Genomic DNA, 21,459 nt, shown 5'->3' on the forward strand with positions numbered 1-21,459 from the left:
TGCCGGCACGGACACTCACCGACCGAGGAGCAGTCGGTTCAGCGCCGGGGCCGCCGGCGTCGAGCACGGATCACCGCGCCGAGGGCGCTACCGGCACCGGCCGAGGTCAGGCCCAGGACCACGGCTCCCACGATCTGGTTCGGCGTTCCTGCCGTCGCAGTGGCGACGGTGGCGCCGATCAGGACGAGGGCGAGCGCGAGCGCCGACGCGAACGGAACACTCCGGAAGACCTTCCCGATCTTGTTCATGCGTCAGACACACCGCCCGGGCTTCTTCGTGACCGGGTACACACGGACACTCTTGGGGCTCGGACACTTGGAGTGGGTGGCAAGCCAAGAAGCGCCCAGGACGACCGCCGTGTTCGCGATGATGCAGGCAGCCGGCCCGAGTCCACAGATCGCGGTGACGAGGATCGCTCCCGTCCCACCCAGGATGACGTTCTGGTCCCAGGAGTTGAAGGCGATGTAGGCACCGCGTCCGTCGCTCCCGAACGCGAGCCGCTCGGTCGGGACGCCGTCTGCGAGGACGATCGTTAGACCGTCACCAAGATCAGCGGTGACGGTGCGGCGACCCGACTCGTCGATGTCGTCGTCGGTCACCGCGCCCGCGGCGTAGGCCTCGTCGATGGCGCGGCCGAGCGTGTGCTGCGAGATCGCGGGCAGCGCCTCGCCGGGCGGCAGCGCGGCTGGACGGTCGAGCGGTTCTGCGGCCGCCGGAGCAGCCCCTACCAACCCGCTGGCGAGCAGCGCCACTGTCAGGGTGAGCCCCGGGAGCGCACTTCGTGTCGACGTCATGGTGGTCCTCCGATCTCGAGTGGCCGCGTCGTTGCGGCCACCGTCCGGTAAGACTACACATTTCAGTGACCGCACCGTGCCGATGCGACAGTGCGGCGAACGCAGGGCCGATCCCGTCACGCACGGCCACACCGGGCCTGCATCGGCCATGATGATGGGCACGTCCCTTCGGACCCGACCACGGGAGTCACCATGCGCATCGGCATCCTCACCTCCGGCGGCGACTGCCCCGGTCTCAACGCGGTCATCCGCGCCATCGTGCTCAAGGGCATCGCCATCCACGGCCACGAGTTCGTCGGCTTCCGGGACGGCTGGCGGGGTGTGGTCGAGGGCGACATCGTGCCGCTCGGCCGGAAGGACATCCAGGGCATCGCGAAGCAGGGCGGGACGATCCTCGGCACGAGCCGCACGAACCCCTTCGAGGGCCCGAACGGCGGCGTCGAGAACATCACGAAGACGCTGGAGCGGCACGGCATCGACGCCGTCGTCGCGATCGGTGGCGAGGGCACCCTGGCGGCCGCGAAGCGCCTCACCGATGCCGGCCTGCAGATCGTCGGCGTGCCGAAGACGGTCGACAACGACCTGGGCGCCACCGACTACACGTTCGGGTTCGACACCGCGGTGGCGATCGCGACCGAGGCGATGGACCGCCTGCGCACCACCGGCGAGTCCCACTCCCGCTGCATGGTCGCCGAAGTCATGGGTCGCCACGTCGGCTGGATCGCCCTGCACTCGGGCATGGCGGCGGGTGCGCACGCGATCCTCATCCCCGAGCAGAAGACGTCGCTGGCGCAGATCGGCGAGTGGGTGCAGGCCGCCTACGACCGCGGACGCGCACCGCTGGTCGTGGTCGCCGAGGGCTTCGTCCCCGACCACGAGGACACCGCCCACACGGAGCGCGGTCTGGACGCGTTCGGTCGCCCTCGGCTGGGTGGGATCGGCGAGCGCCTCGCCCCGCTCATCGAGGAGATGACCGGCATCGAGACCCGCGCCACGACGCTCGGGCACATCCAGCGGGGTGGCACGCCGACGGCGTACGACCGGGTGCTGTCGACCCGGCTCGGGCTGGCGGCGATCGACGCCGTGGTCGAGGAGCGCTGGGGCCGGATGGTCGCGCTGAAGGGCACCGAGATCGTGCACGTCTCGTTCGCGGACGCGCTCGGCGAGCTGAAGACCGTGCCGCAGGACCGGTACGACGAGGCCGCCATCATGTTCGGCTGACACCGGCGGGCGCGTGGGCGCGTTTCCGGTGGGCCGTCCCGGCCGGGAGGCCCGGGGTAGCGTCGCGCGCATGACCCGCGCCGTCCTCGTGTCCCGTTCCACCGCCCCCGCCGTCACCGACGTCGACCTACCCGCTCCCGGTGCCCGGGAGGCCCTGGTCGCCGTCACGCGGTCGAGCGTCAACTACAAGGACGGCCTGGCCGTCGCCGGTGACCCCGGTGTCGCGCGGACCGACCCGCTGGTCCCCGGCATCGACGTGGTCGGCACCGTCGCCGCGGTCGGGCCGGACGTGCCGGACGTGGCCGTCGGCGAGCGCGTGGTCCTCACCGGCGCGGGCGCGGGTGAGTCCCGACACGGCGGGTGGGCCGAGCAGTGCGTGGTCCCGGTGGACGCGCTCGTCACCCTGCCGGAGGGCCTCGACGACGACCTCGCGGCGGCGATCGGCACGGCGGGCTTCACCGCGATGCTCAGCGTCCTGGCACTCGAGCGCGTGGTCGCCCCGGAGGACGGCCCGGTCCTGGTGACCGGTGCGTCGGGCGGGGTCGGCACGGTGGCGATCGCCCTGCTGGCGGCCCGTGGGTACCGCGTGACGGCCTCGACGGGTCGGCCGGAGAACGGCGACTCGCTCCGGGCCCTCGGCGCGACGGACGTCGTCGACCGGGCGCAGTTCGCCGAGCCGGGCAAGCCGATGCAGCGGGCGGTCTGGGCGGGCGCGGTGGACAGCGTCGGGGGCACCACCCTGGCGAACGTCCTGGCGGCGACCCGGTACGGCGGGGCGGTCACGGCGTGCGGGCTCGCGCAGGACACCGCGCTGTCGACGACGGTGCTGCCGTTCATCCTGCGCGGGGTGTCCCTGCTCGGCGTCGACTCGGTCTCGGCGCCGCTCGACCTGCGGCAGCGGGCGTGGGCGCGGCTGGCGACGGACCTCGACCCGGCGCTGCTCCGGGCGGTGACGCGGACGGTCGGGCTCGCCGAGGCGATCGCGGTCGGGGCGGAGGTCGTGGCCGGGCGGGTGCACGGCCGGACGGTGGTCGACGTGACGCGGTGATCCGCGCCTCCGGTTCGTACTTAGCAACCGTTTGCGCAATGTCACGTTAGGATTTGAATACCGAACACCTTCTGAAGGAGACCCGGATGCCGGTACCCAAGTCGACCGTCGAGAACTCGCCGCGCAAGCTGCTCCGGGACGTCGTCCTCGAGAAGATGCTCGCGGCCATCCAGGACGGCACGCTGCAGGCCGGCGAGCGGCTCAACGACGACGAGCTCGTCGCCTGGCTCGGTGTCAGTCGCACCCCGATCCGCGAGGCGATCGCGAAGCTCGTCGACTACGGCCTGGTCGAGATGGAGGCGAACCGGTACACCCGCGTCGCCTCCCCGACCCGCGAGGCGTACGACGACGCGTTCCAGATGCTCTTCGGCTTCGGGGAACTCGCTGCGCGCTGGTCCTTCCCCCGCTTCGAGGACGCCGACGTGAAGGCGTTCGGCGCCATCCTCGACGACATGCGCGCCCACGCGAAGGCCGAGGACCGCGCCCTCAACGACGACATCGACCGAGCGATCGCGTTCATGGTGCAGAAGTCCGGCAACGAACTGCTGCTGAAGACGAGCGAGTCCCTGTTGAACCGGGCGAAGTTCGTCCGGATCGGCGAGCCCGAGTTCGTCTTCTGGGACGTGGAACAGGCCCTCGACGGCTTCCGCGCCGCCGCGAAGGGCCGCGACGGCGAGGCCGGTGGAGCCCTCGTCCGCGGACTCGGTCGTGCGATGGCCGAGCACCTCGCCACCGCCCGGGCCGCGAAGGCCTGACCGCGGTCGGGTCCACCGAGGTGCGGGAGGATGACGGGATGAGCGACGTCCTCCTCCGCACCGCCGGACTCCGCGTCACCCGCAGCGGCCGCGACCTGCTGCACGACGTCGAGCTGACCGTCCGCGCCGGCGAGCACTGGGCACTGCTCGGCCCGAACGGCGCGGGCAAGTCCACTCTCCTCGCCGTCCTCGGTGCGACCGGGCACCCCTCCGCGGGCACCGTCGACCTGCTCGGGCACCGCCTGGGTCGCGTCGACGTCCGGCAGCTCCGCGAACACATCGGACACGTCGACCCGCGGCACCGGATGCTCTCGCCGCTCACCGTCCTGGAGACCGTGCTCACCGGGCTGACCGGCACGACCGACCTCATGGTGCGGTGGGAGCCGACCGTCGAGCAGGTCGCCCGTGCCGAGCAGCACGTCGCCGACGTCGGGCTGTCCGCGCGCCGGGACGCCCGCTGGCCGGTGCTGTCCCAGGGGGAACGGGGTCGGGCGCTGATCGCCCGGGCGCTGATGGCCGAACCGCGGCTGCTGCTGCTCGACGAACCCGCCACCGGGCTCGACGTCGCAGCGCGGGAGCACCTGCTCGAGACCGTCGACGCACTGCGCGTCGGGCGGCCGGAGCTCGGCAGCGTGATGGTCACCCACCACCTCGAGGACCTGCCGGCGTCGACCTCGCACGCGATGCTGCTGCGGGACGGGGCGGTCGTGGCGCAGGGGCACGCGGACGAGGTCATCACCTCGGCGCGGGTGTCGGCGGCGTTCGACTTCCCGCTGGCGGTCGAGCGCAGCGGTGGACGCTGGCACGCACGCCGCGCCGACTAGCCGCCCCGCGCCTCCCGTCCGTCCGTCTCGCGAAACGCAATGTCGGCGCCATCTCGCAGCGGTACTGCGCTGCACGACGACGCCGACGTTGCGTTTCGCGGGGGGTCAGGCGGCGGCCGCCGCCTTCGCCGCGGCGGGCAGGGCGTCGAGGATCTGCGAGACCGCACGCTCGTCGTGGGCCGCGGTGAGGAACCACGCCTCGAACACGCTCGGCGGCAGGGTGATGCCGGAGTCGAGCATGCTGTGGAAGAACGGCGCGTACCGGAAGACGTCCTGCGCGCGGACGTCGTCGTAGTTCCGCGGCGGGGTGTCCGTGAACGCGAACGAGAACAGGTTGCCGGCGTGCTGCACGGTGTGGGCGACCCCCTCGGCGGACAGCGCCTCGCTCGTCGCCCGCGACACGACGTCGGCGGTCCGGTCGAGGTGCGCGTACACGTCCGGCGTCGCGGCACGGAGCGTGGCGATGCCGGCGGCGACCGCCAGCGGGTTCCCGGACAGCGTGCCAGCCTGGTACACCGGTCCGAGCGGGGCGAGGAAGTCCATGACCTCGCGCCGACCACCGAGTGCGGCCAGGGGCATGCCGCCGCCGATGACCTTGCCGTAGGTGACCAGGTCGGGCTTCCACCCGGCGCCGTCGGGGACGGTGTTCGACGCCTCGAGACCCCACCAGCCGGCGGGTCCGACCCGGAAGCCGGTGAGGACCTCGTCGACGATGAGCAGCGCACCGTTCGCGCTGGTGATCTGCGACAGCGCCCGGTTGAAGCCGCGCTCGGGCGCCAGGACGCCCATGTTCGCCGCGGCGGCCTCGACGATCACGGCGGCGATGCGCTCGGAGTGCTCCTCGAACGCGCGACGAACGGCGTCCAGGTCGTTGTACGGCAGCACCAGGGTCTGCGCGGCGGTCTCGGCGGTGATGCCCGCGCTGCCGGGGAGGGCGAGCGTCGCGACACCCGAGCCGGCCTCGGCCAGCAACGAGTCGGAGTGGCCGTGGTAGTGCCCGGCGAACTTCACGAGGAGGTCCCGGCCGGTGTAGCCGCGGGCCAGGCGGATCGCGGTCATCGTGGCCTCGGTGCCGGTGGACACCATCCGGATCTTCTCGATCGGACCGTCGCCGTCGACCTGCACCCGCTGCTTGACGAGCTCGGCCAGCTCGGTCTCGCCCGGGGTGGAGGCGCCGAACGACAGCCCGCGGGCCGCCGCCTGCTGCACGGCCTCGACCGTGCCGGGGTGGGCGTGCCCGAGGATCGCGGGGCCCCACGACGCGACGAGGTCGACGTACTCGCGCCCCTCGGCGTCGGTCACGTAGGCGCCCTTCGCGTCCACGAGGAACCGGGGCGTGCCGCCGACCGACCCGTAGGCGCGGACCGGGGAGTTCACGCCGCCCGGGATGCTGTTCTTCGCACGGCCGAACAGCTGGTCGTTCGTGGTCGTCGTCGGGGTCATTCGGGTGCCTTCCCGGTCGTGGCGATGCCGGCGACGTCCGCGGTGCTGCCGGAGGTGCGCAGGCCCGCTTCGTCGTTCAGCTTGCGGGCGATGTCGACCGCGAAGTAGGTGAGGATCGCGTCCGCACCGGCGCGCTTGATGCCGACGAGGGCCTCCATCGCGCTCGCGTCCCGGTCGATCCAGCCGTTCTGGGCAGCAGCGGTGATCATCGCGTACTCGCCGGAGATCTGGTACGCCCAGACCGGCACGGGGGACGTGTCCGCGGTGCGGGCGAGGACGTCGAGGTAGCTCATGGCGGGCTTCACCATGACGATGTCGGCGCCCTCCTCGATGTCCTGCTCGACCTCGCGGAGCCCCTCGCGCCCGTTGCCGGAGTCGAGCTGGTACGTGCGGCGGTCGCCCTGCAGGGTGGAGGCCACGGCCTCCCGGAACGGCCCGTAGAAGGCGGAGGCGTACTTCGCCGCGTAGGCGAGGAGCGCCGTGCCGGAGTGACCCGCGGTGTCGAGGGCGTCGCGTGCGGCGGCGATCTGGCCGTCCATCATCCCGCTCATGCAGACGAGCTCGGCACCGGCGTCGGCCTGCGCGACCGCCATGTCCCGGTACCGGAGGAGCGTGGCGTCGTTGTCGACCGAGCCGTCGGTCGCGAGTACCCCGCAGTGGCCGTGGTCGGTGAACTCGTCGAGGCACAGGTCGGACTGCACGACGAGTGCGTCCCCGACCTCTTCCTTCGCCACCCGGATCGCGACGTTGAGGATGCCGTCCGGGTCGGTCGCGCCGGACCCGACGGCGTCCTTGTGCTCGGGCACCCCGAACAGGTTCACACCCCCGATGCCGACGGACGCGGCCTGGTTGAGGGCACGGCGGAACGAGTCGAGGGAGTGCTGCTGGACCCCGGGCATGCTCGTGATGTCGACGGCGTCGGTGGCGCCTTCGCGGATGAACATCGGCAGCACGAGCTCGGCGGGGTGGAGCCGGGTCTCGGCGACGAGTCGACGCATCGCGGGGGTGGCCCGGAGACGTCGGGGGCGGACCTGGGGGAAGCGTCCAGTCACGAGTGACCTTCCTGTTCGGGGTGTGGGGCGAGGGACTCGACGACGGCGTCGAGGAGGGCTTCGGCGGACCGCTCGGCCGCGACGACGTGCACGGGCAGTCCGGCGGCGCGGGTCTCGGTGGCGGTGCCGGGGCCGATGCAGGCGATCCGGGTCCGCGGGGCCAGGGGGGTGAGTCGGCGGGCGACTTCGCGAGCGACGCTGCCGCTCGTCACGAGGACGACGTCCGGCGCCGGGTCGAGGGTGAGCGGCTCGTCGCCGGTCCCCACGGTACGGTACGCGACGACGTCGACGACCGGGATGTCCCGCTCCCGCAGGCCGTCCGCCAGGGTCGGTGCGGCGAGGTCCGAGCGTGGGTGCACCACGAGTCCGACGGTGTCGGGCAGGGCCGCCACCAGTCCGGCGGCCGAGGCGTCGTCCGGCACCAGGTCGACGGGCCAGCCGGCCGCGCGGGCCGCCCGTGCGGTCGCGGTGCCGACGGCGGCGACGCGGACGCCGGACGGGAGGCCCGCCATGCGTCCGACGAGCACCCGCACGGTGGTCGCGCTGGTCACCACGAGCCAGGGGGCGGCGGGGCGGGCAGCGCCGGGGGCGCCGGCTCCGGCTACTGCGGCGGCTGCGCTTGCTGCTGCGGCTGCTGCTGCCAGCTCGGCGATCGCCGCGTCGAGCGCGCCGGTGTCAGCCGGCGGCTCGTCCGTGATGAGCGGCACCACCACCGGGTCGAGCCCCCGTGCCCGGGCGGACTCGGCGACCCGGTCGCCCCACGCACCACCGCGCGGCACGAGCACGACCGGGCGCCGGGTGGACCGGTCGTCGGCCGGCTCGGCAGCCGCGGTCGGTGCGCCGTCCGCCGCGCTGGTGTGCGTGGAGCTCCGGGTGTCGTCCGTGGTGCCCGCCCTACTCGGCCGGGGTCGCCAGCCCGGGGCCGGCGGTGTGCCCGGTGTCCGGTTCGTCGGTTCCGGGCCCGCTCGTGGCGGGCAGGTCGGCGAGCTCGGCAGCACCGTTCTCGAGGAGTTCGTCGGCGACCCGGCCGGCGACCGACAGCGCTTCGTCGAGACGGTCCTGCGCGGAGCCGTCGAGCATCGCCGCGTGCGAGGCCGTCCGGTACTCGGACCCGTCCGGGCTGTACACCGTCGCGGACACCAGGAGCATCTCGGCGTCGATGACCGCGGTCGCACCGATCGGGGCGGAGCAGCCGGCCTCGAGCTTCGCCAGGATCTCGCGCTCCGCCGTGACGGTGAGTCGGGTCGGAGCGTGCTCGATCTTCCGCAGGGCGGCGAGCAGGTTCCGGTCGTCCTCGTCGGCGCGGATCTCCACGGCCAGGGCACCCTGTCCGGGTGCGCTCGGCCAGAAGCCCAGGTCGAGCAGCTCGGTCGCGGCGTCGAGTCGACCGATGCGGCCGAGTCCGGCGGCGGCGAGCACGATCGCGTCGAGGTCGTCCTCGACGCGGGCGAGCCGGGTGTCGATGTTGCCGCGGATGTCGACGACGTCGAGGTCCGGTCGGTCGGCGCGGAGCTGTGCGGCGCGGCGGGGCGACCCGGTGCCGACGGTCGCGCCCTCGGGCAGGGTCTCGACGGTCGCACCGTTCCGCGCGACCAGGACGTCGCGGGCGTCGGCGCGCTTCGGCACCGCCCCGATCGTCAGGCCCGGGTACGGCGCGGTCGGCAGGTCCTTGAGGGAGTGCACGAGGACGTCGACCTCGTGCGCGACGAGGGCCTCACGGAGCGCCGACGCGAACACGCCGGTGCCACCGAGCGACGCCAGGGAGGCACGGTTCGTGTCGCCCTCGCTGGTCACGGTGACGAGTTCCACCGGCCGGCCGGACACCTTCGCCAGCCGGTCGGCGATGTCCTGCGACTGGGCGACCGCGAGCCGACTGGCACGGGTGCCGAGCCGGATCGCGGTCTGCGCGCCCGACGCCGTCCGGGAAGCGCGGTCCTTCGGTGCTGGGTCCTTCGGTGTGGAGCCGCCGGTCACGGGGCGACGCCGGCGGCGGCGGGCTTGAACCCCGCTCGCACGTTCTCGCAGCACCCGGGACGGCAGACGTCGTACCAGGGCCCGATGTCCGTCATGTGCGGACGCTCGGTCTTCGGCGTGCCGTTGACCCGCTCGAGCACCAGGTCCACCAGGCCGGAGACGTAGGCGGGGTCGACACCGGGCGTCTGCGTGCGCAGCGACCAGTACCCGAGCTCGCCGGCGGTCTCGGTGGCTTCCTCGTCGAGGTCCCACATGACCTCCATGTGGTCGCTCACGAAGCCGAGCGGGACGATGAGCACGGCGCGGGTCGGGCCGCCCTTGAGCTCCTCGTTCATGTAGTCGTTGATGTCCGGCTCGAGCCAGGGCTGCGTCGGGGGGCCGGAGCGGGACTGGTAGACGAGCTTCCAGCCGGGCTTCGACGTGCCCTGCAGGTGCGCGTGCTCGGGCTGCTCGAGCAGTTCCGCCCACGCCTGGTCGAGGACGACCTGACCGACGGCGAGGTGCTGTGCCTCGTACGCGCCGTGCTCGTCGAACCCGCGGAAGTCGGGGCCGGAGCGGGCGGCGTCGGTCGACGGGATCGAGTGGGTGGAGAACAGCACCTGCAGCTCGGTCGCGACGTCGAGGCCGTCGTTCTCGGCGATCGCACGGGCCATGCCGTCACGGACGCCGTCGATGAACGGCCGGACGAAGCCCGGGTGGTCGAAGAACTGGCGGATCTTGTCGATCTGGATCGTGTCGATCAGACCGGTCTCGTTCAGCACGCGGGCGTAGTCCTCGCGGTACTGACGGCAGCTGGAGAACGACGAGTACGCACTCGTGGCGATCGCGACGAGCTTGGTGTAGCCCTTGTCGGCCGCCTCGGTGAACGCCTCTTCGAGGTAGGGCGCCCAGTTGCGGTTGCCCCAGAGGACGGGCATGTCGATGCCCCGTGCGGCGAGCTCGGTCTCGAGCGCGGCCTTGAGCGCACGGTTCTGCGCGTTGATCGGGCTGATGCCGCCGAAGTGCCGGTAGTGGTGCGCGACCTCTTCGAGACGCTCGTCGGGGATGCCGCGGCCACGGGTGACGTTGCGGAGGAACGGGATGACGTCGTCCTGACCTTCGGGTCCGCCGAAGCCGGCGAGCAGGATCGCGTCGTACGCGGTCGGCTGCTCGACGTGCTCGGGTCCGGACGCGGCCGCTGCGGTGGCGGCGAGGACGGGTTGGCCGTTCGTGATCATGCTGGTGTCGGTCATGACAGCACCTCCGGGAGTTCGGCGGTCGTCACGCGACGACCCGTGTAGAAGGGCACTTCTTCGCGGACGTGCATGCGGGCCTCGGTGTAGCGGAGGTCGCGCATCAGGTCGACGAGGTCGACCAGGTCGGGGCTCTCGAGCGGCAGGATCCACTCGTAGTCGCCGAGGGCGAAGGAGGCGATGGTGTTCGTGAGCACGCGGCGGTACTTGGCGCCGGCGACACCGTGGTCGCGCAGCATCTTCGAGCGCTCGTCCTCGGGCAGCAGGTACCACTCGTAGGACCGGACGAACGGGTACACCGTGATCCAGGCCTCGGGGTCCTTGCCGCGGAGGAAGGCCGGCGTGTGCCGCTTGTTGAACTCGGCTTCGCGGTGCATGGCCATCGCGTGCCAGACCGGCTCGGCGTCCTGGAACAGCGCCGTTCGACGGATCTCGCGCAGCACCGCCTGGATCGCCTGCGCGTCGTCACCGTGCAGCCAGATCATGACGTCGGCGTCGGCGCGGAAGCCGGAGACGTCGTAGAAGCCGCGGATGGTGACACCGCGCTCGGCACCGGCGGCGACGACGGCGTCGAGTTCGGCGACGGAGTCGTCACCGCCACGGGCGACCGCGCCGACCGGACGGCGGAACACCGCCCACAGGGCGTAGGCGGTGAGCAGGTTCGGGTCGATCCCGGACGCGGGATCCGTCTCGTGCGCTGCGCTGGTGTCGACTGCCGCAGTGGTGGCTGCGGCAGCGTGGGCTGCTGGTGTGGGCACGTCAGTGCTCATGGATCGGTCGTCCTCCACGGTGGCCGCGAGCACGATCGCCAGCGGCACGGTTGCCAGGGGTGTGGGTCGCCCGTCCCCGTCGCCGAGCGGGCGTCCGGGGCGGGGTTCCACAGTGGCTCGCGGTGGCTCGCCGCCTGTGGCTCACCGTCGTCGGAGCGCCGCTACGACGATACCCCCGACCACTGCCACTCCCGCTGCGAGCCCGGCCAGGTACGGCACCGGGTTCTCGTCGACGCCGCGCTTCACCTTCGACGCCGCGATGCCGAGCTGCTTCGGGACGTTGAGCTTGTCCTCGATCGCGTCGAGCGTGTCGAAGAGCTGGGCACGGGTGGCGGCGACACGGTCGGCGATGTCGCCGTGCTCGTCCTTGGGGTCGGTCACTGGTCCTCCGGTGGAGTCGTGGGGATGTCGGGGGTCAGCGGGACGACGGGGTCAGAACCGGCCGTCGACGTCGGGCTTGCGGGAGCCGCGCTGCGTCTCGGGGGTCGGCTTCTTGCCCAGGCCCTTGACGGCGTTGACGTCGTTCTTGACGCTGGCGATCGTGCGCTTCGGCGTGATCGGCAGCCCCTTCTTCAGGCGCTTCCAGCCGACGAGACCCAGGATCCCGGCGACGATGAGCATCAGCACGCCGAGCAGCAGTGCCGCCAGCCACGCGGGCATCACGGTGGCCAGGCCCATCACCGCTGCGGTGAGGAGCACGCCGATCGCGTACAGCACGATGACGAGGGCGGCCACCAGGATGCCCGCCGCGATGCCGAAGACCTTCGCCTTGCCGATCATCTCGGCCTTGAGGAGCGAGATCTCGCCCTTCACCAGGTCCTTGACGAGGTCGGGCAGGTCCTTGACGAGGCCGAACAGCGACCGCGACTTCCGGTCGCGTATGTCGGTCATGAGATCTGCGAGCCCTTGTTGGACGACGCCTTCGAGCTCACCTTGCGGACGACCTTCTTGGTCTGCTCACCGATGAAGTCGGCGACGTCGGGCGTGCGGTCCTGCACGAAGCCCTCGACGTCGTGGACGCTCTTCTGGACGCCGTTGCTGTTCCAGACCTTGCCGCTGACGGACTTGATCTGCTCGTAGCGGGCACGTCCGGCTCGCGATCCCAGGACGTACCCGAGTGCTGCGCCGGTGATGAAAAGGAGCTTTCCTCGCATGAGCGATTCCTCCGTGGGGTCAGTGTGCTTTGGTGATGCACCGTTGCGGGGTCATGCACCGATCGGCATGTGTCCGACGGTTCCCCCAACAGTAGCCCTCGGCGCGTCAGCGGTCCGCTCAGGAATCCAGGATGCGCTCAGCCGCCCGCCGGGCAGCCGTCACGATGCCGGACAGCCCCCGTCCGGACGAGGCCTCACCGATGCCGACGACCCCCTCCGCGAGCCCGGCCGCCTCGGCGTCCGGTCCGTGCCACAGCACCCGCGCGGCGCCGACGACGTGCTCCGGTCCGACGCGCAGACCGAGCAGCGCGGACGCGTCGCCGGTGGCGCGCGTGCTCACCGGTCCGGTGGGGTCGACCGGGAGGCTCGTGGCGACCGGGTCCGCGCCCGTCGCGTCGGCAGCGCCGGTCGCCTGGCCGGCACCTGCCGGGGGCAGGGCGTAGCTGAGACGGAGGACGTGCCTCCCGGCTGCACGTTCGGCCAGCCACGGCCACTTGACACTCGCGTGCGTCAGCGCCTTCGCGGCGACGCCCGTCGCTGCGGGGTGCACGAGCATGCCGGTGCCGCGGGGGGCGGCGTCCAGCTCCGGCCGGTCGACCACCAGGGTGAGCAGCTCGATGCCGGACCGCCGGGGCGCCGCCGTCCGGGCGGGGTCGGCGACCGTGGCGACCACGTGGTCCGCCGCCAGTCGTTCGGTCCGACCGTCGGCGGAGGTGGCCTCGACCGCGGCCCGTTCGACGCGCGTCACCCGGGTGTGCAGCCGGACGTCGACGCGGTAGGTGTCGAGGTCGGCGACGAGCTCGTCGACCAGGCGGGCGATCCCGCCGCGGAGGCCCTGCACCGCGGAGCCCGCCACGGCACGCTTCCGGAGGGCGAGCACCGCACGCGCCAGCGAGCCCTCGCGCTGCAGCGCCGCACGCAGCCCGGGCGCGACCCGGTCCGGGTCCAGGTCGTCCGGGTGGGTGGAGTGCACGCCCGCGACGACCGGCACGACCAGGTCGTCGAGGACCTTCGCACCCATCCGGCTCCGGACCATCGCACCGAGCGACGTCGCCCGCGCACCGACCGGCGAGGGCAGCAGCGCGTCCATCTGCGCGCGGAGTGCCGCGGGACCGCCGACGACGGCGATGACGTCCGCGGCCATCGGGGTCCCCGGGATCCCGAGCAGTCCGGTCGAGGGGATCGGGGCGGTGCGGCCGTCGCGGGTCATCAGCCACGCACCGCGCGGATCCGGCGAGACGATGTCGTTGCCCAGGCCGAGCTCGATCGCCAGCGAGGACACGGCGTCCGTCCGGGTGGCGAAGGAGTCCGCGGCCATGTCGAGGTCGAGCCCGGCGACGGTGTGCCGACGGATCATGCCGCCGAGTTCCCCCGACGCCTCGAGCAGCACGACGTGCGCGCCGCCCTTCGCCAGGTCCCGCGCGGCGACGAGCCCGGCGACCCCGCCCCCGACCACGACGACGTCGGTCATGCGGCGGCGCTCCCGGCCTCGTCCGTCCCGTCGCCGAGCGAGTGCACGAGTTCCACGACGCGGGTCAGCACGTCCGGGTCGGTCTCCGGCGGCACCCCGTGGCCGAGGTTCACCACGTGTGCCCGGGCCACGCCACCGCGCCGGACGACCGAGCGCACGTGGGCCTCGAGGACGTCCCACGGGGCCGCGAGCATCGCCGGGTCGATGTTGCCCTGCACGGTGACGTCGGTGCCGACGCGCCGCACGGCCTCGTCGAGCGGCAGGCGCCAGTCCACGCCGACCGCGTCGACCGCGTCCGCGTGGCCGCCGACCGTCGCCATGTCGGCCAGGACCTCGCCGCTGCCGACACCGAAGTGGATGCGCGGGACGCCGAGGTCGGCGACGTGGGACAGCGCGGTCGCCGAGTGCGGTGCGACCCGCTCGACGTAGTCGGCCCGGGACAGGGAGCCGACCCACGAGTCGAACAGCTGCGCGGCCGAGGCGCCGGCGAGCACCTGGGCACGGAGGAACGCCCCCGACACGTCGGCGGCCCAGTCCAGCAGGCGCGACCAGGTCTCCGGGTCGGCGTGCATCATCGTGCGGGCACGGATGTGGTCCTTCGACGGGCCGCCCTCGACCAGGTAGGCGGCCAGGGTGAAGGGTGCGCCGGCGAACCCGATGAGGGGCGTGCTGCCCAGCTCGGCGACCGTGCGGGCGACGGCCTCGGAGATCGGTGCCAGGGCCTCCGGCTCGAGCCGGCCGAGGGCGTCGACGTCCGCCGCGGTCCGGACCGGGGAACCGAGGACCGGGCCGCGACCGGGGACGATCTCGACGTCCACGCCCGCGAGCTTGATGGGCACGACGATGTCGCTGAAGAAGATGCCGGCGTCGACCCCGTGCCGACGGACCGGCTGCAGGGTGATCTCGGACGCCAGGGCCGGGTCGAGGCACGCGTCGAGCATGGCTGTACCGACCCGCAGGTCGCGGTACTCGGGCAGCGAGCGACCCGCCTGGCGCATGAACCAGACCGGCAGCGTCTCCGGTCGGTCGCCCCGGAGTGCCCGGACGAGCCGGGAGCCCGCGGTGCGGCCGTCGGCGAGCGGATGGGTGGTCGGGAGCGCGTCGGTCACCCGCTGATTCTCCCACCGCGAACAGGGCGGATCTCCGATCTGGCACTCGGGACGGCGGGGTTACGATTGAAGACGTGCTCATCTGTCTCACGGCGTCGCATCGCAACGCCAGCTTCGACCTCCTGGAGCGTCTGAGCATCGGAGCACCCGCGGCCGCCAGCCACCTCGTCACGGACTCGGATGTCCTGGACGGTGCCGTCGTCCTCGCCACGTGCAACCGGTTCGAGGCCTACCTCGACATCGCCGGCGACGACGAGGCCGCCGTCCGCGCCACGGTCGAGGCCGTCTCGGCGGCGAGCGAGCTGCAGACGGACGAGGTCCTCGACTCCGTGCAGGTCCTGGGCGGCGGCGACGTCGTGCAGCACCTGTTCGCCGTGTCGAGCGGGCTCGAGTCCGTCGTCGTCGGCGAGACCGAGATCTCCGGGCAGGTCCGACGCGCCCTCGAGGACGCCCGCCGCAACGGCACCACCACCTCGGAGCTCGAACGCCTCTTCCAGGAAGCGGCGCACACCTCCCGCGGGGTCAAGACCCGCACCCGCATCGGCGCCGCCGGCCGGTCGCTCGTCCGCCTCGGACTCGAGCTCGCCTCGTCACGTCTCACCGACTGGGCCGCGACCCGGGTCCTGCTCGTCGGCACCGGCAGCTACGCCGCGACCACCATCGCCGCCCTCCGCGACCGTGGTGCCGAGCAGATCCAGGTCTTCTCGCCGTCCGGCCGCGCCCCCTGGTTCGCCGCGAAGCACGACCTCGTCGCCGCCACCGACCTCCGCACCGCGATCAGCACGAGCGACGTCGTCATCACCTGCACCTCGAGCGAGGTCCCGGTCGTCGAGGCGTGCGACCTCGACGACGGCGCCCGGCGGATCGTCATCGACCTCGGACTCCCACGCAACGTGCACCCCGACGCCGCCGACGTCGAGGGCGTCGAGCTGCTCGACCTCGAGACGATCAGCATCCACGCCCCGATCGCCGAGCTGAACGCCGAGACCGAAGCCCGCGCGATCGTCGACGACGCCGTCTCCCGGTTCCGCGCGCAGGCACTCGAGCAGTCCACGACCCCGGCGCTCGTCGCCCTGCGCAAGCACGTGTTCGACATCCTGGACGACGAGATCGACCGCGTGAAGCGCCGCGGCGACACCACCCCCGAGTCCGCGGAACAGACCGAGCGGGCGCTCCGGCACCTGGTCGGCGTGCTGCTGCACCGCCCCTCCGTGCGGGCACGGGAACTCGGCCGCGCCGGTCGCGGCGACGACTTCACCGGGGCGCTCGACGCCCTCTTCGGGGTGCGCCCGGAGAAGGTCTCGGACGCGCCGTCCGCGGTGGTCCCGCTGGCCGCGCGCGTGCGCGACGACGAGGCGGACGCGAGCTGACCGGCTCGGGTGGTGCGGGCCTCCCGGCCGTGCCGGTCCTCGAGGTCAGCGCCCTCCTGCTGGTGCGCGACCGCCGCGTCCTGATGGTCCGCGCCCGCGGGCGCGACGTCCTCTACCTGCCGGGCGGCAAGGTCGAGCCCGGCGAGTCCGCGGTCGACGCCGTGGTGCGCGAGGCGGACGAGGAGACCGGCCTGCGCCTGACCGCCGACGACGTCGACGAGTTCGCCGTCGTCACCGAGCCCGCCCACGGGCAGGCTCCCGGGACGATCGTCGCGATGACGCTGTTCCTGGCCCGGCCGGGAGGCACGCTCGACGCCGCCACGCCCGTCGCCTCCGCCGAGGTGGACGAGGTGGAGTGGGTCACCGCTGCGGACGCCGGACGCTGCCCGCCGGCCGGGGTCGAGACGCTCCGCCTGCTGACGCAGGCGGGCCTCGTCGACTGACCGACCGGGCGGGCGGTGGGCCGTTACTGGTCGCGGTCGGTGTACTGCCCGGTCTCCTCGGGACCGGCCGGCTGCGGCTCGCCGGGGATGTCCGACTCGACGTACTCGCCCGACTCGCCCTCGGGCTCCGGACGGGTCTCGCCGGGGATGTCGCTCGACACGAACTCGCCGACCGGCTCGTCGTCGGTGACGCGGTGCTCACCGGGGATGTCGCTGTCCACGAACTGGCCGGCGCGTGCGTCCACACCGTCCGCTCGGTCGTCGTCGCCGCGTGCTGCCTCGTGCTTGCCTGCTGCCATCGGTCTGTGCCTTCCGTGTCCGCACGTCGTCGTCGACGTGCACGGTGCCGATCCTGCCCGAAGACGCTGGACGTCGGTGCGCGGATGGGAGGACGTGCGAGACAGTTCCACTGTGGAAGTGGTTGTGTGGCGGGCATGCGACAGAGCGACGGAGGATCCAGCGGACAGGTGACCCGACGGCGGACGCTGCGCGCCGCGGTCGGGACGGCGGGCACGGTCGGGGCGGTCGTGCTCGCGTTGACCGGGTGCACGGGTGGGTCGGGCGGTGGTGGGGCCTCCTCGGTGCCGCCGACGGCTGTGCCGACGACCGCCGCGCCGACGTCTGCCTCGTCGGCTGCGCCGGCGTCCGCGGCGCCGTCGTCCACGCCGTCGGCGTCGGGTGCGACCGGTGGATCGGGTGCGACCGGTGGGTCGGGTGCCGCCGCGGCCGGTCCGGCGGACGGTGGCACGGCCTCCGGAGCGGGGACCTGCACGGTGTCGTCGCTGACCGGGTCGATCGTCGACGGCGGCGGTGGCGGGGCCGGCAGCGTGTACCTGAACCTGGCGCTGCGGAACACCGGCAGCACACCGTGCACGCTGCAGGGTTGGCCGGGGGTGTCCTTCGTCGGCGACGGGAACGGCACGCAGATCGGGGCGCCCGCGAAGCTCGACCGCAGCGGGGCGGACCCGACCGTGACCCTGGCCGCCGGGCAGACGGCCGACGCGCCGCTGCGGATCGTGCAGGCCGGGAACCTCGAGCCGGGGAACTGCACGACGCGGCAGCCCGACGGGTTCCGCGTCTACCCGCCCGGGTCGAAGCAGTCGCTGTTCATCGCGTCCACCGCGTACACCGCGTGCCGGCAGCAGTCGGCTGAGCTGCTGTCCGTGCGGGCGTTCGTGCCGGAGGGGCAGCAGCAGTAGCAGTAGCCGGGTCGGTGGGGTGGCGCGCGGTCGGGTGGGATGGCCGCGGTCGGTGGGGTGGCGCGCGGTCGGCCATCATGGGCAGGTGAGCAGCCACCGCATCGTCACCGGACCCGAGGACCTCGAGGGCGGCTGGTTCGTCATCGACGACGAGGTCGAGCACCTGGAGGACGTCGCGTGGCAGCGCCCCCGTCGCGGGCAGCCGGCCGTCCCCGACGCCGAACGCACGGTGCTCCGCGCCGGTGCCCACACCTTCACCGTCGGGGAGACGGTCGAAGTCGCCGAGGGCGCCGTCCTGGACCTCGGGTTCCGCGACGCCGTCCGACGGTACTGGCGGACCAGCATCGTCCTCGTCGTCTCGACGCTCGCCTTCCTGCTCCTGCACCTCGTGCACGTCGGCTGGCTCGACGACGGTGGCGAGGTCCGCCGGCGCATCGTGTTCGCCGTCGCGACCGTCCCGATCGTGCTGGTCGCCCTCGCGCTCTGGTCCGTGCTGACCCGGTCTCCGCACGGCAAGGTCACCCGCGCGATGGCCGGGTGGCGGATGCGCGGGGACCACGACCGGCAGCGCAGGGACGCGGCGTCCTGAGCGGTGCGGTGCTCGGGGGTTCAGCGCTGGTGTTCCGCGGTGCGGTGCTCGGGGGTTCAGCGCTCAGCGGGGGCGTGCACGACCTCGAGCACCTCGGTGCCCATCGTGCGGAGTGCGTCGACGACCGCCAACCGCCGCTGCAGTGAGTCGTCCTCGAACCGGACGGTGACGGCGTAGCAGACCGACGACGCCGGCCCCCGGAGCACGCCCGCCTCGGCCCGGATGCCCGGCCCGGAGCCCGTGACCGCGACGGACTGGAGGCCGTGGTCGAGTGCCCGGTGCGCCAGCGGATCGAGACCGAACGACCCGGCGACGAGCGACAGGTCAGCCGCCAACGACAGCCACCCGAGCACCCGGTTCGACACCGTCTGGTCCACGACCTCGCCGAGGGCCAACCCACGGAAGAGCCAGCTGAGCTCCCCCGACGCCGCGACCGAGACGTCCGGGGCGTCGTCCGGGCCGCGGCGGTCCCGCACCCGGTCGATCAGCGCAGACCGCTCGACACCGAGGGACTCGGCACGCGCCCGCACGGCGTCGATCCCCACCGTGGTGAGCAGCGCGTTCGTCGCCCAGGCGTCCGCGGTCGCACCCACGAGGGTCGCGAGGTCCGGCACCTGCATCGTCGGTTCCTGCAGGAACTGCCACAACCCGGCACCGGTCGCGGTGTCCCGGGCCATGCGCTGGAGCCGGTCGCCGTGCAGCCGGCCGTCCTCGAGCTGGGCCGCCACCTCGATCAGGAGCAGCACCCGCCCGAGCCCGGACACGGGTTGCACGAGCCGGTCGTCGATCGCCAGCAGGGCACGGCCCGTCGAGGTGTCGATGATCGAGGCGCTGACCCCGGCACCGTCCTGCGCGATGGTGCCGAGTGCCTCCGTCGTGGCGGTGAAGCGCTCGTCCGCCCCACCGCGGTGCTTGCCGCGGCTCCGACCGCCACCACCGGCACGACCACCGCCGACGGGGCCGTGCCCCGCTGAGCCGTCGTCAGCGGGGCGTCCGGGGCGGCGCCGGCGCGACGAGTGCGGCGCGTCCGGCTCCGTCATCACCAGATGGCGACGCGCTCGGCCGGGGCCAGGTACATCGCGTCACGGTCCGAGACGTCGAAGGTGTCGTAGTAGACGTCGATGTTGCGGACGATCTGGTTGCAGCGGAACTCGTTCGGCGAGTGCGGGTCGATGCTCAGCAGACGTGCGGCCTCTTCCGGACGGATCGCCATCCGCCAGGCCTGCGCCCAGCTGAGGAAGAAGCGCTCGGCACCGGTGAGGCCGTCGATCACCGGCGGCTCGGCTCCGTCGAGGGAGATCAGGTAGGCCTTCCACGCGATCGACAGGCCACCGAGGTCGCCGATGTTCTCGCCGATCGTCAGCGCGCCGTTGACGTGGCCGTCGGGCACCTCGGTCGGCACCAGGGCGTCGTACTGGGCGATGAGGGCCTTCGTGCGCTCCTCGAACGCCTGCCGGTCGGCCTCGGTCCACCAGTTCTGCAGGCGACCGTCGCCGTCGTACTGCGAACCCTGGTCGTCGAAGCCGTGCCCGATCTCGTGCCCGATGACGGCTCCGATCGCGCCGTAGTTGGCGGCGGCGTCGCGGCTGGCCTCGAAGAACGGGAACTGCAGGATCGCGGCCGGGAACACGATCTCGTTGAAGCCGGGGTTGTAGTACGCGTTGATCGTCTGCGGGGTCATGAACCACTCGTCGCGGTCGATCGGCTCGCCGATCTTGCCGAGCTCGCGGTCGACCTGGAACGACGCGATCGCCCGGACGTTGCCGAGCAGGTCGTCGGCGGTGATCGGCAGGGCGCTGTAGTCCCGCCACTTCACCGGGTAGCCGATCTTCGGGGTGAACTTCTCGAGCTTGTCGAGCGCGCGCGCCCGGGTCTCGTCGGTCATCCACTCCAGGCCGGTGATGCTCTGGCGGTACGCCTCGACCAGGTTCGCGACGAGGTCGTCCATCGTGGCCTTCGAGGTCTCGTCGAAGTGCTCCTCGACGTAGATGCGACCGACCGCTTCACCCATCGCGCCCTCGACCAGGGAGACACCGCGCTTCCACCGGTCGCGCTGCTTCGGTGCGCCGGTGAGTGCGGTGCCGTAGAACGAGAAGCTCGTCGCCGAGAACGCACTGGTCAGGTACGGCGCCGAGGCACGGATGACCTGCCAGCACAGCCAGTCCTTCCAGACCGGCAGGGGCTGCTCGCGGAACAGCTGCGCCAGACCGGTGAGGAACGAGGGCTGACGGACCACGACGGTGTCGAACGCTCCGGCGGGTGCGTCGATGGCCTGCCACCAGAGGCGCAGGTCGACACCCTCGGCGAGCGCCGAGGCCTCGTCCCACGGCAGCTTGTTGTAGGTCTTCTGGCTGTCGCGGGTGGCGACGTTGTCCCAGTGCGCCGACGCGATGGCGGTCTCGAGGGCGATGACGTTCTCGGTGCGGTCGCCGCTCTCGTCGTACCCGGCCAGGGGGAACATCGAGCCGACGAACTCACGGTACTTCTCGCGGATGTCGGCGAAGCGCTCTTCGCGGTAGTACGACTCGTCGGGCAGGCCCAGGCCGGACTGCTCGAGGAACACGATGTAGGCGTCGGGGTCGCCCGGGTCGTTGTCGACGAAGAGCTGGATGAAGCTCGGCAGACCCAGTCGCTCGAAGCGGCCGACCATGCGCAGGACGTCGTCCTTGTCCTCGATCGCGGCGATGTCGGCGAGGAGCGGTTCGATCGGGGCGGACCCGAGTGCCTCGAGCGCGGTCTCGTCGGTGAACGAGGTGAAGAGGTCGCCGACCTTGCGCTGTTCGGTGCCCGGATCGGCGGACTGTGCGCGCTCGATGATCGTGCGCACGGCGGCTTCGGCTTCCTCGGCCAGGACGGTGAACGAGCCGTAGCGGGCCTTGTCGTCCGGGATCGGGGTGGCGTCGATCCACCTGCCGTTGACGTGCCGGTAGAGGTCGTCCTGCGGCCGCACCGACTCGTCGAGTTCGTCGGTACGGATTCCGGTGGTGCCTGCGACGTCGGTCATGCTCACC

General features: G+C 72.6%; 24 protein-coding genes. 8 read left to right on the top strand and 16 right to left on the bottom strand.

Features of this window, described 5'->3' with window-relative positions; all coding sequences use genetic code 11:
* Positions 1-38 precede the first annotated feature (38 nt).
* Together JOD51_RS16240 and JOD51_RS16245 are read right to left on the bottom strand one after the other, a co-directional pair.
* Positions 39-248, bottom strand: a complete 210-nt coding sequence (locus JOD51_RS16240) for a hypothetical protein (RefSeq protein WP_204610382.1) — start codon at positions 246-248, stop codon at positions 39-41.
* Positions 249-251: 3 nt separating this feature from the next.
* Positions 252-794 (bottom strand): hypothetical protein, encoded by a 543-nt coding sequence (locus tag JOD51_RS16245; RefSeq protein WP_204610384.1) that lies wholly within the window; start codon positions 792-794, stop codon positions 252-254.
* A 192-nt stretch (positions 795-986) separates the two neighbouring features.
* Between JOD51_RS16245 and JOD51_RS16250 the strand changes: the two genes are divergently transcribed.
* From JOD51_RS16250 to JOD51_RS16265, 4 genes are all read left to right on the top strand, one after another.
* Entirely contained in the window at positions 987-2,015 is a 1,029-nt protein-coding gene (locus JOD51_RS16250) for a 6-phosphofructokinase (RefSeq protein WP_111075393.1), read from the top strand.
* Positions 2,016-2,085: 70 nt separating this feature from the next.
* Positions 2,086-3,063: an MDR family oxidoreductase gene (locus tag JOD51_RS16255; protein WP_204610386.1), complete on the top strand. Its 978-nt coding sequence runs from the start codon at positions 2,086-2,088 to the stop codon at positions 3,061-3,063.
* Positions 3,064-3,149: 86 nt separating this feature from the next.
* Entirely contained in the window at positions 3,150-3,818 is a 669-nt protein-coding gene (locus tag JOD51_RS16260) for a GntR family transcriptional regulator (protein WP_204610388.1), read from the top strand.
* A 38-nt stretch (positions 3,819-3,856) separates the two neighbouring features.
* Complete coding sequence (locus tag JOD51_RS16265; protein ID WP_204610400.1) at positions 3,857-4,642, top strand: ABC transporter ATP-binding protein; 786 nt, start codon at positions 3,857-3,859, stop codon at positions 4,640-4,642.
* Between the two features lie 105 nt (positions 4,643-4,747).
* Here JOD51_RS16265 and hemL read toward each other — a convergent pair whose 3' ends face one another.
* The 11 genes from hemL to hemE form a co-directional block, all read right to left on the bottom strand.
* Entirely contained in the window at positions 4,748-6,085 is a 1,338-nt protein-coding gene (gene hemL / locus JOD51_RS16270; RefSeq protein WP_204610407.1) for a glutamate-1-semialdehyde 2,1-aminomutase, read from the bottom strand.
* A complete protein-coding gene (gene hemB / locus JOD51_RS16275) occupies positions 6,082-7,137 on the bottom strand; it encodes a porphobilinogen synthase (protein WP_259558357.1) in 1,056 nt (351 codons plus the stop codon). Before hemB ends, hemL begins: the two co-directional genes overlap by 4 nt.
* Positions 7,134-7,922: a uroporphyrinogen-III synthase gene (locus tag JOD51_RS16280; protein ID WP_204610409.1), complete on the bottom strand. Its 789-nt coding sequence runs from the start codon at positions 7,920-7,922 to the stop codon at positions 7,134-7,136. Before JOD51_RS16280 ends, hemB begins: the two co-directional genes overlap by 4 nt.
* A 109-nt stretch (positions 7,923-8,031) precedes the next feature.
* Positions 8,032-9,111, bottom strand: a complete 1,080-nt coding sequence (gene hemC / locus JOD51_RS16285) for a hydroxymethylbilane synthase (protein ID WP_372378274.1) — start codon at positions 9,109-9,111, stop codon at positions 8,032-8,034.
* Positions 9,108-10,343: a ferrochelatase gene (locus JOD51_RS16290; RefSeq protein ID WP_204610411.1), complete on the bottom strand. Its 1,236-nt coding sequence runs from the start codon at positions 10,341-10,343 to the stop codon at positions 9,108-9,110. The genes hemC and JOD51_RS16290 overlap by 4 nt, the downstream gene beginning before the upstream one ends.
* Entirely contained in the window at positions 10,340-11,113 is a 774-nt protein-coding gene (gene hemQ, locus JOD51_RS16295) for a hydrogen peroxide-dependent heme synthase (protein ID WP_204610413.1), read from the bottom strand. The genes JOD51_RS16290 and hemQ overlap by 4 nt, the downstream gene beginning before the upstream one ends.
* Before the next feature lie 141 nt (positions 11,114-11,254).
* Complete coding sequence (locus JOD51_RS16300; RefSeq protein WP_239539903.1) at positions 11,255-11,494, bottom strand: DUF3618 domain-containing protein; 240 nt, start codon at positions 11,492-11,494, stop codon at positions 11,255-11,257.
* A 51-nt stretch (positions 11,495-11,545) separates the two neighbouring features.
* The gene (locus tag JOD51_RS16305) at positions 11,546-12,004 is read right to left on the bottom strand and encodes a phage holin family protein (RefSeq protein WP_204610415.1); all 459 of its coding nucleotides are present in this window, start codon (positions 12,002-12,004) and stop codon (positions 11,546-11,548) included.
* Positions 12,001-12,267, bottom strand: coding sequence for a hypothetical protein (locus JOD51_RS16310; protein WP_204610417.1), 267 nt, complete (start codon positions 12,265-12,267; stop codon positions 12,001-12,003). Before JOD51_RS16310 ends, JOD51_RS16305 begins: the two co-directional genes overlap by 4 nt.
* 118 nt (positions 12,268-12,385) lie before the next feature.
* Positions 12,386-13,738, bottom strand: a complete 1,353-nt coding sequence (locus JOD51_RS16315; protein ID WP_204610426.1) for a protoporphyrinogen/coproporphyrinogen oxidase — start codon at positions 13,736-13,738, stop codon at positions 12,386-12,388.
* On the bottom strand, positions 13,735-14,847 hold the full coding sequence (hemE, locus tag JOD51_RS16320; RefSeq protein ID WP_204610434.1) for a uroporphyrinogen decarboxylase: 1,113 nt from the start codon (positions 14,845-14,847) through the stop codon (positions 13,735-13,737). Before hemE ends, JOD51_RS16315 begins: the two co-directional genes overlap by 4 nt.
* A gap of 74 nt (positions 14,848-14,921) precedes the next feature.
* On the opposite strand from hemE, the gene JOD51_RS16325 reads away from it, so the two are divergent.
* Together JOD51_RS16325 and JOD51_RS16330 are read left to right on the top strand one after the other, a co-directional pair.
* Positions 14,922-16,217 carry a glutamyl-tRNA reductase gene (locus JOD51_RS16325; RefSeq protein ID WP_204610436.1) on the top strand — a complete coding sequence of 432 codons (1,296 nt, stop codon included), beginning with the start codon at positions 14,922-14,924 and terminating at the stop codon, positions 16,215-16,217.
* Between the two features lie 29 nt (positions 16,218-16,246).
* A complete protein-coding gene (locus JOD51_RS16330; protein ID WP_259558353.1) occupies positions 16,247-16,660 on the top strand; it encodes an NUDIX hydrolase in 414 nt (137 codons plus the stop codon).
* 23 nt (positions 16,661-16,683) lie between these two features.
* Here the strand turns inward: JOD51_RS16330 and JOD51_RS16335 are convergent, their stop codons facing one another.
* Complete coding sequence (locus tag JOD51_RS16335; protein ID WP_204610438.1) at positions 16,684-16,959, bottom strand: hypothetical protein; 276 nt, start codon at positions 16,957-16,959, stop codon at positions 16,684-16,686.
* 168 nt (positions 16,960-17,127) lie between these two features.
* Between JOD51_RS16335 and JOD51_RS16340 the strand changes: the two genes are divergently transcribed.
* Together JOD51_RS16340 and JOD51_RS16345 are read left to right on the top strand one after the other, a co-directional pair.
* Positions 17,128-17,859, top strand: a complete 732-nt coding sequence (locus JOD51_RS16340; protein WP_259558337.1) for a DUF4232 domain-containing protein — start codon at positions 17,128-17,130, stop codon at positions 17,857-17,859.
* A gap of 85 nt (positions 17,860-17,944) precedes the next feature.
* Complete coding sequence (locus JOD51_RS16345; RefSeq protein ID WP_204610442.1) at positions 17,945-18,448, top strand: hypothetical protein; 504 nt, start codon at positions 17,945-17,947, stop codon at positions 18,446-18,448.
* Between the two features lie 56 nt (positions 18,449-18,504).
* On the opposite strand, the gene JOD51_RS16350 is transcribed toward JOD51_RS16345, so the two are convergent.
* Together JOD51_RS16350 and JOD51_RS16355 are read right to left on the bottom strand one after the other, a co-directional pair.
* Positions 18,505-19,488, bottom strand: a complete 984-nt coding sequence (locus JOD51_RS16350) for a serine hydrolase (RefSeq protein WP_204610444.1) — start codon at positions 19,486-19,488, stop codon at positions 18,505-18,507.
* Positions 19,488-21,452 (bottom strand): M13 family metallopeptidase, encoded by a 1,965-nt coding sequence (locus JOD51_RS16355; protein WP_204610446.1) that lies wholly within the window; start codon positions 21,450-21,452, stop codon positions 19,488-19,490. The genes JOD51_RS16350 and JOD51_RS16355 overlap by 1 nt, the downstream gene beginning before the upstream one ends.
* Between the last annotated feature and the right edge of the window lie 7 nt (positions 21,453-21,459).

The sequence above is a fragment of the Curtobacterium herbarum genome (assembly GCF_016907335.1).
GTDB lineage: Bacteria > Actinomycetota > Actinomycetes > Actinomycetales > Microbacteriaceae > Curtobacterium > Curtobacterium herbarum.

Coding starts and splice junctions, on each gene's coding strand:
- JOD51_RS16245 (WP_204610384.1), bottom strand. CDS start 794: ATGACGTCGACACGAAGTGCGCTCCCGGGGCTCACCCTGACAGTGGCG.
- JOD51_RS16290 (WP_204610411.1), bottom strand. CDS start 10,343: ATGACCGACACCAGCATGATCACGAACGGCCAACCCGTCCTCGCCGCC.
- JOD51_RS16350 (WP_204610444.1), bottom strand. CDS start 19,488: ATGACGGAGCCGGACGCGCCGCACTCGTCGCGCCGGCGCCGCCCCGGA.
- JOD51_RS16305 (WP_204610415.1), bottom strand. CDS start 12,004: ATGACCGACATACGCGACCGGAAGTCGCGGTCGCTGTTCGGCCTCGTC.
- JOD51_RS16240 (WP_204610382.1), bottom strand. CDS start 248: ATGAACAAGATCGGGAAGGTCTTCCGGAGTGTTCCGTTCGCGTCGGCG.
- hemQ (WP_204610413.1), bottom strand. CDS start 11,113: ATGAGCACTGACGTGCCCACACCAGCAGCCCACGCTGCCGCAGCCACC.
- JOD51_RS16260 (WP_204610388.1), top strand. CDS start 3,150: ATGCCGGTACCCAAGTCGACCGTCGAGAACTCGCCGCGCAAGCTGCTC.
- JOD51_RS16315 (WP_204610426.1), bottom strand. CDS start 13,738: ATGACCGACGTCGTCGTGGTCGGGGGCGGGGTCGCCGGGCTCGTCGCC.
- JOD51_RS16265 (WP_204610400.1), top strand. CDS start 3,857: ATGAGCGACGTCCTCCTCCGCACCGCCGGACTCCGCGTCACCCGCAGC.
- JOD51_RS16255 (WP_204610386.1), top strand. CDS start 2,086: ATGACCCGCGCCGTCCTCGTGTCCCGTTCCACCGCCCCCGCCGTCACC.
- JOD51_RS16250 (WP_111075393.1), top strand. CDS start 987: ATGCGCATCGGCATCCTCACCTCCGGCGGCGACTGCCCCGGTCTCAAC.
- hemL (WP_204610407.1), bottom strand. CDS start 6,085: ATGACCCCGACGACGACCACGAACGACCAGCTGTTCGGCCGTGCGAAG.
- JOD51_RS16335 (WP_204610438.1), bottom strand. CDS start 16,959: ATGGCAGCAGGCAAGCACGAGGCAGCACGCGGCGACGACGACCGAGCG.
- JOD51_RS16355 (WP_204610446.1), bottom strand. CDS start 21,452: ATGACCGACGTCGCAGGCACCACCGGAATCCGTACCGACGAACTCGAC.
- JOD51_RS16310 (WP_204610417.1), bottom strand. CDS start 12,267: ATGCGAGGAAAGCTCCTTTTCATCACCGGCGCAGCACTCGGGTACGTC.